Source organism: Eubacterium ramulus (assembly GCF_003122485.1).
GTDB lineage: Bacteria > Bacillota > Clostridia > Lachnospirales > Lachnospiraceae > Eubacterium_I > Eubacterium_I ramulus_A.
The window spans coordinates 1-10,241 of the sequence record NZ_JRFU01000051.1 but is presented as its reverse complement, the minus strand read 5'-3'; the positions used below and the strand labels follow the sequence as shown (position 1 = coordinate 10,241).

Below are 10,241 nucleotides of genomic sequence, written 5' to 3'. Positions count from 1 at the left end.
TCGCCATACCCAGACCGGTTCCACCGTACTTCTTCACCGTGTCAGAATGTTCCTGATCAAACGGGCGGAAAATACGCTGTACATAACTTGGATCCATACCAATACCGGTATCACGCACGCTGATCATCAGATCCAGTGTCTGTTCCTGGATCATCATCTGACGGAAGGTGACGATGATCTCACCTTCGGAGGTGAATTTTACGGCATTGGAAAGGAAGTTGATGATCACCTGATCCAGACGCAGTTCATCACCAACCACATAATCCACTGTAATATCTTCAAAATTAACCGCATAACGGATATTTCTTGCTTCCAGGTTCTTGGCAAACATATCGTACAGGCGCTCACGCATACGATTCAAACTGAACGGTTTGTGCTCCAGCTCTACCTTGCCTGCCTCAATACGTGACATATCCAGAATGTCATTGATCAGTGCCAGCAAATGTCCTGCCAGTTCTTCGGTCTTGTCCAGATACTGCATAGGCGGAGCCTGTGGTTCCATTTTCTCTTTTGCCAGCCGGAGCATACCCATGATACCATTCATCGGGGTACGGATCTCATGGGACATCCGGTACAGGAAACTTGTCTTGGACTGACTTGCTTCTTCTGCTGCATCCAGACGATCTTCGTATTGCAGAATCTTCTCATGTAACTGTGTGATTTCATACACAGACATCAGATCATAGACACCATCCTCTGTCCGTCGAAATCCAAGCAGCAGCCATTTTCCGGTATTCCATTTGACCGATTCTTCCAACGGTTCTTTGCCATCCCACTGTTCATACTTTTTCCAGAGCCTTTTCTCATCCTCCGGATCTGCCATATTAAGTCCGATATTTCGAATATCCTCCTGCAGCATCCGCAGATTCAGACCAAGCATGTCATAAAAACTGTCTGTAGCATAAACCGGCAGGAGATCCTCCCGGCGAACCATAATGCACGCCTCATTTCTCCAGTCATTGCAGGCTTCTAAAAAGTCTCGCTCCACACCTTCGATCTGCGCTCCGCCTGACCGGTCATTTCTGTATTTTTTTCGTTTGTAAGCAGTTCCAAGCAAAATAAATGCCACTGCCACTTCAATACATGCGATCACAACCAGCCAGAAATGTTCGCCGATCACGGTCAGTACACCTGCGATTCCAGTTACCACAACTCATGTCCCCCTGACAATTCAAAACAATAATAATAACGCATCATTAATTTCCACCACCGGTTACTGCTTTCATAACACAATGTAACCATTTTATGATAAAAGCTTGCCAGCGCATGTTTTTCATACGCAGACAGTTCTTTTTCTCCAAATTTGACTTTCTCAATATTTCTTTCCGATAATCATGCACCTAGCAGGATTTTACCCCCCCCCGATAGACTTCGTCAGGTATATCTGACTGTATATCCTTCAGACACTCAATCAGTATCGGATTAAAATTACCACACTCTCCATTCAGGATCATCTCTATTGTCTTTTCATGGGAATAACCTTCCTTGTATACACGTTTGCTCACAAGCGCATCGTACACATCTGCCAGGGAAACCACCTGAGCAGCAATCGGAATCTCCTCTCCCTTCAGACCATCCGGATATCCTTTGCCGTCATAGCGTTCATGATGCCAGCGACAGATCGAATATGCCATTTTCACCAACGGTTCCTCCTGATACCATTCCAGATCTTCCAGAATGGACGCACCAATCAGCGTATGTGTCTTCATGATCTCAAATTCTTCCGCAGTCAGTTTGCCTCTTTTATTCAAAATTTTATCGTCGATACCGATTTTTCCAATATCATGCAGCGACGATGCCATCACAATGATATCCTGCTCTAACCAGGAAATATGATACTTATCGGTCACTTGCCGCAAACGCTCCAACAACATTTTTACCAGCACATTGATATGCTGTACATGTAGACCACTCTCTCCATTACGAAACTCTACGATATGGCTCAAAATTGCCACCATGATCTTGCGGCTCTGCTCCTTCGCCTTGATCTGTTCTGTCAGGATCGTGGTCAGACGGCGCTGTTTTGCATATAATTTAATGGTATTGTATACACGTCGGATAACTACATTGGCATCAAACGGTCGATTGATAAAGTCAGAAACGCCCATGTCATAGGCTTTTCTGATATATGCTGCAGAATTTTCACTGGAGATCATAATAACCGGTGTATCTTCGATCCATTTTTGGTGGTTCATCTGCTCTAACACCGCAAAGCCGTCCATTCCCGGCATGACAATATCCAGCAGCAACAGAGAAATATCTCTGCCATACTGTTTCATCATATCGATACACAGCTCCCCGCTTTCTGCTTCCAGAATTTCAAAATCGTCATGCAACATTTCATAGAGAATCGCACGGTTCATTTCCGAATCGTCCACAATCAGAATTTTCTGCTTTGTACCGTCACTGTAATGCTTCTTCCAGTCCGTGGGATGACGATCTCTATCCCACTCAGTCACAATGGAATTTTTCTGTTTCTTTGCAATGTACATCACCTTATCTGCCCGGGACATTGCTTTTTCCACGGTCTGTTTTCTTGCAATCACAGCACCGATACTGACGGACAGAAAGACACCTCTGCTGTCCGGAATCTGTATCATATGAATCTGATACTGAATTTCTTCCAATTTTTTCTCAAAATCTTCTTCTGAGACATTTGGCATGACCAGTAAAAATTCATCTCCGCCGTAACGAATCAGCGCATCCGTCTTACGAATCAGACCCATAATAGTGTAAGAAACCAGATGAAGTAAACGATCACCCAGATCATGTCCGTATGTGTCGTTGCTCACTTTAAAATCATCCAGATCCAACATGGCAATGCCGGCATTGACAATCTTATTTCGCACACAATCTTCAAAATACCGTCGATTGTAAGCACCCGAAAGCGCATCAATATACAGCTTGTCAAACAGAGAATCCTTGACATTTCCGGACAGGTCGATTCCTTCCCGTTCAATGATCAATTCTTCCTCCACCTGATGCGCCATCTCCATTACATATGGTTTGCCGTCAATTTCCACATACCGGGCAACGATCTCATACAGATCACTTCCGATATATTCCAGTTTGGTTTTCTGATTCTTTTCCACAAGCACCTTTGCTGCGATACATCCGTGTTCACTGCGCGCCTGTTCGGAACAGGATTTGCATTGACACATCTGCGTCAGTTTTTCTTCCTCTGACTCAATTGCCTCGTTGCTGCCAACTTCCTCTGCACTCAGCAGACGTACTTCTTCAAATATTTTTCTGAACAGGTCAATTTCTGCCTGTGCCTGCTCCCAAGTCATACTCATACCCTTTATCATAGCACTCCTTTAATCATTCCTGACTTTATTGATAAGATATAGCATTTTATCCAAATTCAAGAATGCTCCGGCATTCTTGTTGCGAGGTGCGCGTCATGCAATTGCATGACATACTTCAACTGCGCACCTCTGTAATCCTGCCGGAGGCTATATCAGATGGGGGATTGGCTCCCACCACTGATACTAACTTGTTTCTCACCACCTATAGAGGTGGAGTCATCTCCCATCTGATATACCATTGATCTCATCTTTTGCAGTATGTTTCCTTACGCGTCAAGTGCCTTGATCGCATCTACCGTAATCTGATACTGTTTTTCCACTTCTGCCAGTGCTTCCTCATAACCGACCAGTTCTCTTCCTCGTAAAATCTCTGTCAGTTTTGAACTCTCCTCAAACAGTTTTGTAAATCCAAGATTAGAGCAGACACCTTTCAATGTATGCGCTCCACGGAAAGCCAGTTCTGCATCTTTTGCCTCAATTCCGTCCAGAATCATCTGATAACTGGAATCATCCAGAAACTTTACGGCAAAACGCTTAATAAAACTCTCACTTCCAAGACGCTGCATTACCTCATCAAAATCTGCACCCATTTTGTCATAACACTCTTTGATACTCATTTTGTCCTCCTGTATCGAACCTTATAAATCCATATAAATCTTTATAAAATGCAAAAAGCCACGCATAGGGACGCGTGGTTTCACGATATGTTGTAATCAAATAATTCTCTTTTCAGTATTTTATCCTGCTGCCCTAATCTACCGTTCTGTCATTCCTTTTGCTGCCGTGTTATTTGACCTTATACTGCAACCTGCATTTTACCATATAGAACTATTATAGAGGATTGCACATGGAATCACAAGTAAAACGTAACAACTTTTTGGTTTTTTATGCAAATTTTTCCATGTTTAATTATTGTCCTTTGTATACATAAAATGCCTATTTTCTGCTTTTATTTTTTATCAATAGAATTTTCAGTATCATTTCCTATCAAGCAAAAAACTGCCGGGCGAAACATCTTCGTCCGGCAGTCCTATTGTAATAATTCAGGGAATATGACTAAAACAATATTTTTTCTAATTTATGTTCTGCTGATTAGCGAACGTCTTTGTCGATCGGCTCTACTTTTAATGCACACATAGCGATCAGACCAACTACTGCCATAATTGCCATGATGATGTAAGCAAGCTGACATGTCTTGTCAATGCTGTTGCAGGCAGATACTACAGTGATACCAACACCTGTCATAACAGAGTTCAGCGGCTGGATAACTGAAAATGCATTTTTGAAATCATAACGTCCCCAGATAGCTGCTGTACAGGATACCATTAAGTTGGAAGATCCACCTAACATTACAGCAAGGATCGGAAGGGAGATATAATGTAATACAGTTACATGTGTTAAGCAGCAAAGAACTGCTACAAGTGCCATAGCGTTGATCAGGATACCGGTTTTCTTTGTACCAATCTTAACGTCTAACCAACCTACTACAATAGATCCCGGGATAGCAAGCACACCTGCGATACCAAGCATCTGAAGTACGTTCGGAAGCTCATATCCCATAACCATAAATTTTGTTACGAAGTTTGACATGATACCCATGGACATGAATCCTGTGATACCAACTGCGATCCAGAGAACCCACATACGTCCTGTTTTCAGACATTTACCAGCTGTCCATTTGGATGTTTTCAGATACTCAAGAGCTGCCTGATGCTCAGCTTTTGCTTTCTCACCATCGAATGCAGGGTTGTTATCCGGGTATCCACCTTTTTCTTCCGGGAAATCACGAACGAAAAGGATTACTACGATACCAACGATAATTGCAATAACTGCGATTGCTACATAGTACATGGAATATCCAGCACTTTCAGCAAACTTACCTGCTACTGCAGATGTTGTAGCTGCAGATAACGGATAACCAGCTGTACACAGACCCATGGCTACACCACGTTTTGTCGGGAACCAGTGTCCGATGATCTCACCTGCAAGCAGCATAGCAGATGCAAGGGAGAATGTGTAGATTACTACATAACATACAACAACACCTACTGTGTTGTGCATCTGACCGATTGCTACTGTAAATACAGCAGTGATGATCATACTTAATCCCCAGTAAAGACGGATTGAATGCTTATTGATCAGACGACCAAGAATAATACTTCCAACGATACCAAACGGTACTGCAATAGTTGACATTGCATAAATAGCACCCTGATTGAGTTTCAAAACATTAACGAAAATGTCACGTGTTACGTTCAGGGAATCTGATGTCAGTGCGGAATACACATAACATGAGAAGAACGCCAGAATAACTACGATGTAGCCTTTTACACCGAGGTTCCAGCTACTGGTCTTTTTGTTGTTCATTTCAACTTCCTCCTATAATACCATTAAACCATATGTTACCTTCAAAACCTTACTCCCTACAGACATTTGTCCGTCACGTCCATGGGGTAGTTTCGAATGCGATACCCGTATTTTAGCTTAAGAATTTCTTAAAGTCAATCTATTTTCACCAAACCAGAGCAGTCCGTCCTTCTCTTTTATGTGTAATTTGCACAAAGAATTTTCACTTATCCGTTTTGTGCATTAGTGTTATGCGTTATACAAATTTAACTCTGCAATTTTTTCCTGCATTTTCCAGATTTCAACATTTTTTTCTAAAATCGCCGTTTTTGTTAATCCATTTTTGTTATTAAAAAATTGCCGTTCTCTTCATTATAATGTTTTTATTTCCGTACTATTTTTGAGATTTTTGTCTCAAATCCCTTAAAATCGTGTATCTTATAAGATTTTTATAAAATTTTTGTTAATTTTTTCTCAAGCATTTCCATAAAAATTGCGATCGCCGGATTGTAATTATTCTTACACCATGCCATAGTGATGTTATGATTTTTCGCCTCCGGCACATCAATATCGCGGATCACTACATGAGGATTCTGCTTTTCGATACTGCGGTTTGTAGTAATCGCAACACCATTTCCAGTCTGAACCCACAGCATGACGTCCTCCATCTTCTCCACCGGAAAGATATTCGGGTGCAGTCCACATCGCACGCATAGATTGGTGATATACCGATAGCCTTCCTCACTTGCTTTCGGTCCTAACTGGATAAAGCGCTCCTCCTTCAGATCCGCCAGCGAAATCGTCTCCTGCGCCGCCAGCGGATGGTTTCGGTTCAGCATGATGCAGGAATCAAACTTCTGAATATTTACGGTCATAAGATCCGGTTTATCATACAGGGAAAAACCATAGGTCAAAATGAGATCCAGATCCCGGGCATACAACCGCTCCGGCAGTTCCTTCAGAGAAAATCGCTCCAAACTCATTTCGATATTTTCATATGCCTCCCGAAATTCCCGGATCACATCGTCAAACAAACCGGAAATATCATAGATATCCAGAAATCCGATATGCAGATTTCCCTCATATCCGGAATTGGCATGTCTGGCTTCCTCCACCGCCTCCTCATAGTCTGTCAGCAAATGTAGCAGGCGGTTATACAGCACACTTCCACCCGGTGTCAATTTCAACCGCTTTTTATCCCGCACAAAAAGTTTCGTTCCAAGTTCCTGTTCCATGGCACTGATCTGGCGGCTCAATGCCGGCTGCGTGATAAACAGACATTTTGCTGCTTCTGTAAAACTCAGGCACTCTGCCACTGTGACAAAATATTTGATCTGATTAAATGTCATATCCGTTTCCTGTCCTTCCCGTTATTTTTTATCTATTTACAAACCTATCTATTCTCAAATATAGGTCATTGTCCATGCAAATAGTATCATTTCCATAACCTATTTGCAACAAATCCATTACCAAAAGACATATTTCTATAATACTTTTGCATGTATTGAGAAAGATACATCACTAGTCAGACCAGTTGCTTCCTGTTACACTGAATTTAACCAAGAAATCCATTTATAAAATAGCAACTTACTTTTTGGATTTCAGCTACAAATTCAGGTTACTTATTGAGATTATTAAAAATTTAGGAGGTTTTACAATGAAGATTTTAGGTATCGTGGCTGGACGCCACAACGGAAACAGCGAAATTTTAGTAAAAGAAGCGCTGCTTGCCTGTCAGGAGGCTGGTGCTGAGTGCAAACTGATCAATTTATTTGATTACAACATCGAGCATTGTACCGGATGTGAAGCATGTACCATGCAGATGGGTGATGTAGCAATGGGAAAACTTGATAAATACAATGGCTGTATCTTAAAAAGCAAAGATGATATGGACAAGATCGTTCAGGAAATGTACACCTGCAACGGAATCATTGTTGGTGTTCCGACCTATGATCTGACACCAAGTTCTCTGTATCTGAAATTTGCACAGAGATTTCTGGCATACGAGCTTTCTTTCCTGCTTGAGATCGGTGCAGTCAAAGAAGATCCACATATGGTAGGCGGACTGATCGCTGTCGGCGGTTCCTGCCATGACTGGCAGACACTTGCCCTGGAAGGCATGGGCGCGACCATGTTCACACAGTCTGTACAGGTTGTTGACCAGATGCTGTCCACAAGAAATGGTCGTCCGGGTAACGTATTACTGCGCGACGAGCAGATTGAGCGTGCTCACAAGATGGGCGAAAACATTATTAAAGCAATCAACACTCCGGTAGAAGAGCGCGGATGGCTTGGTGATCCGGATCAGGGAATGTGCCCGAGATGTCATTCCGCACTGATCTACAAAGGCGACAAACATTGGGATGGTATTGAGTTCCCATTCGAGTGTGCAGTTTGTGGTGCAGGTGGAGATCTGGTAAAAGACGAGAATGGCGAGTACAAATTTGTACTTGCTGAGAATGGTCTGATCCGTGATCGAAATGTAAACTCTGCCCGTGCAGAGCACTTAAATGAGATCATTAAGACGAGAATTGATTTCTTTGAGCATATGGATGTGGTTCAGCAGAAATATGGAAAATATAAAGAACTGAAATTCCCGGCTATTTAGGGTGGCACAACGCAAGGGTAAGCAGTGTGGTTTTAAAACACAACGTAAAAGAAAGGGACTCTGGCTATTTTTCTCGGCCAGCGATTGTTAGCGGACGAGACAAAATTGCAGAGTCCCTTTTCATAACCCACATTTTAAACCACACAATTACCCGAAATATGATTTTAGCGTCCACCACGCTTGTTCCACTTGCGGTTATTTTTTATAGTCTTAAACCGGCGGTCGCGTCCTTCTTTTCTACGATGGATACGACGGATATTATTATACAGTAACCAGATGATGAGCACGACAATAATTGCTCCCACAACACCTCCGCCGATCAACAGCAGTTTCTTTTTGCTGATCTGTGTATTGGATTTTGTTGCAGAAGTATTTTTATTCTGCGCATCGTTCCCGGTTTCTGCACTTTTTTCTGACAGCTCTGTCTGGTTATCGTTTTTACTTACCGTACCAGATTTTTCCCCAAACGGATAAGCAGTGATCTTCGCTCCAGTCGTGACCACATTGGCAGTTCCAACCTGTCTTCCACCATAAGAGTAAACCAGCGTTCCAAGAATGCTGTCACTTGTCTGATCATAATTAACCTCTGTCTGTGTATCTGCAAAATTTGCATTCGCCGGAAGTATGATCTGTGCCGTACTGTCTACTTTTGCAAAGGCATTCCATTCTGTAAACAAAGAATTTCCTGTACTTTGCGTATTTTCGTAACGGTTTTCATTCTGTGATACGTTAAAAAGTTTAAAGTTGTCAAAACAATAATCAAATAATGTTCTGGTATCGCTGTACTGACCGCCTGCGCTGCATCCCATAACCACGCAGATCAGTGTCATGCCATCTTTTTCTGCAAAAGTTACCAGTGTATTTCCGGCATCAGAAGTCCATCCGGTTTTACCACCTACACAGTATTCATACAGATTTTGACGACCTTTGTATGCGCTGATCATCTGATGATGATTGTTCAGCGGAGTTGGATCCGCATGTTTGTTTGTCGGCGGGATTTCATAACGCACGGTTCCCACGATTTTACGGAACATACTGTTTTTGATCGCTTCTCTGGAAATCAGTGCCATATCGCGGGCGCTGACCACATGATTCGGATCCGGCAGACCGTTACAGTTGTTAAAATGCGTATTGGTGCAGCCAAGTTCTGCTGCTTTTGCATTCATCATATCGATAAATTTCTGATAGTCACCACCACCCACATGCTCTGCCACAGCGTAGGAACATTCATTTGCCGATTCCAGCATGATCGCGTACAGACACTGTTCCAGCGTCATTTCCTCATCCAGATCTCTGGCAATATGGGAAGTGCCACCTTCATTTTCGTATACCGCTGTTGCCGAAAAATGTACAACCTCATCCAGACTGCAATTTTCCAGTGCCAGTAAAGTCGTCATGATTTTCGTAATACTTGCCGGATAACGCGGTGTATCCGCATCTTTTTCAAATAAAACGGTGCCAGTGGACGCATCCATTACTACTGCACTTGATGCCTGCACTTCCGGTCCCGTCGGCCACTGTGCTGCCTGCGCCTGCGTGTTCTGTGCGCTGACATCTTCCCCCTCTGCAAAAGCCGGCGTTGTGCCAAATATGCCAACCGCCATTGCCACACACAGGAAAATGCCTGTCATTCTCTTTAATATTTTTTTCATTTTTTCCTCCAAATATGCCAAACTTCATCGCAGCTTTCGCTGACCGGAATTACACACCAGGTCTCATTTCAAGAATGCCTTGAACGTCGTTTGCATACCTTCGTACCTTTACTCTATTTTTCCCATAAATGTGTTGATTATATTCTTCCCCAAAAAACTCTGCACATCTTTATAGAGTATTTATCTCAATCAGCAACGGAATTCTTATTGAAAACGGTCTGTCCCTTCATCATTTATAGATATGAGAGGATTCTCTATTAAGTTCAAGTCGAACGCACGTGAGACTTGGTGCGTGATTCTGGTCAGCGCAAGCTGACATCTTCTTTT

At 42.7% G+C, this 10,241-nt stretch carries 7 protein-coding genes; 1 reads left to right on the top strand and 6 read right to left on the bottom strand.

Annotated features, from left to right (window positions below):
- The 5 genes from LG34_RS04790 to LG34_RS04770 form a co-directional block, all read right to left on the bottom strand.
- On the bottom strand, positions 1-1,150 hold a 1,150-nt coding region (locus tag LG34_RS04790), incomplete at its 3' end, for a sensor histidine kinase (protein ID WP_242979800.1).
- Between the two features lie 190 nt (positions 1,151-1,340).
- Positions 1,341-3,308, bottom strand: coding sequence for a diguanylate cyclase (locus LG34_RS04785; RefSeq protein WP_109215081.1), 1,968 nt, complete (start codon positions 3,306-3,308; stop codon positions 1,341-1,343).
- A 266-nt stretch (positions 3,309-3,574) separates the two neighbouring features.
- The gene (locus LG34_RS04780; RefSeq protein ID WP_109215080.1) at positions 3,575-3,925 is read right to left on the bottom strand and encodes an Hpt domain-containing protein; all 351 of its coding nucleotides are present in this window, start codon (positions 3,923-3,925) and stop codon (positions 3,575-3,577) included.
- A gap of 475 nt (positions 3,926-4,400) precedes the next feature.
- Positions 4,401-5,675 carry an MFS transporter gene (locus LG34_RS04775; RefSeq protein WP_109215079.1) on the bottom strand — a complete coding sequence of 425 codons (1,275 nt, stop codon included), beginning with the start codon at positions 5,673-5,675 and terminating at the stop codon, positions 4,401-4,403.
- A gap of 428 nt (positions 5,676-6,103) precedes the next feature.
- The gene (locus tag LG34_RS04770; protein WP_109215078.1) at positions 6,104-7,003 is read right to left on the bottom strand and encodes a LysR family transcriptional regulator; all 900 of its coding nucleotides are present in this window, start codon (positions 7,001-7,003) and stop codon (positions 6,104-6,106) included.
- Positions 7,004-7,311: 308 nt separating this feature from the next.
- Here LG34_RS04770 and LG34_RS04765 point away from each other — a divergent pair, with 308 nt between their 5' ends.
- A complete protein-coding gene (locus tag LG34_RS04765; RefSeq protein ID WP_109215077.1) occupies positions 7,312-8,262 on the top strand; it encodes a flavodoxin family protein in 951 nt (316 codons plus the stop codon).
- A 164-nt stretch (positions 8,263-8,426) separates the two neighbouring features.
- On the opposite strand, the gene LG34_RS04760 is transcribed toward LG34_RS04765, so the two are convergent.
- Positions 8,427-9,914: a D-alanyl-D-alanine carboxypeptidase family protein gene (locus LG34_RS04760; RefSeq protein WP_109215076.1), complete on the bottom strand. Its 1,488-nt coding sequence runs from the start codon at positions 9,912-9,914 to the stop codon at positions 8,427-8,429.
- Positions 9,915-10,241: the final 327 nt, after the last annotated feature.

What these genes read in the sequence shown, in the direction of transcription:
- LG34_RS04785 (WP_109215081.1), bottom strand. Translation starts at nt 3,308, where the DNA reads ATGATAAAGGGTATGAGTATGACTTGGGAGCAGGCACAGGCAGAAATT.
- LG34_RS04780 (WP_109215080.1), bottom strand. Translation starts at nt 3,925, where the DNA reads ATGAGTATCAAAGAGTGTTATGACAAAATGGGTGCAGATTTTGATGAG.
- LG34_RS04775 (WP_109215079.1), bottom strand. Translation starts at nt 5,675, where the DNA reads ATGAACAACAAAAAGACCAGTAGCTGGAACCTCGGTGTAAAAGGCTAC.
- LG34_RS04770 (WP_109215078.1), bottom strand. Translation starts at nt 7,003, where the DNA reads ATGACATTTAATCAGATCAAATATTTTGTCACAGTGGCAGAGTGCCTG.
- LG34_RS04765 (WP_109215077.1), top strand. Translation starts at nt 7,312, where the DNA reads ATGAAGATTTTAGGTATCGTGGCTGGACGCCACAACGGAAACAGCGAA.
- LG34_RS04760 (WP_109215076.1), bottom strand. Translation starts at nt 9,914, where the DNA reads ATGAAAAAAATATTAAAGAGAATGACAGGCATTTTCCTGTGTGTGGCA.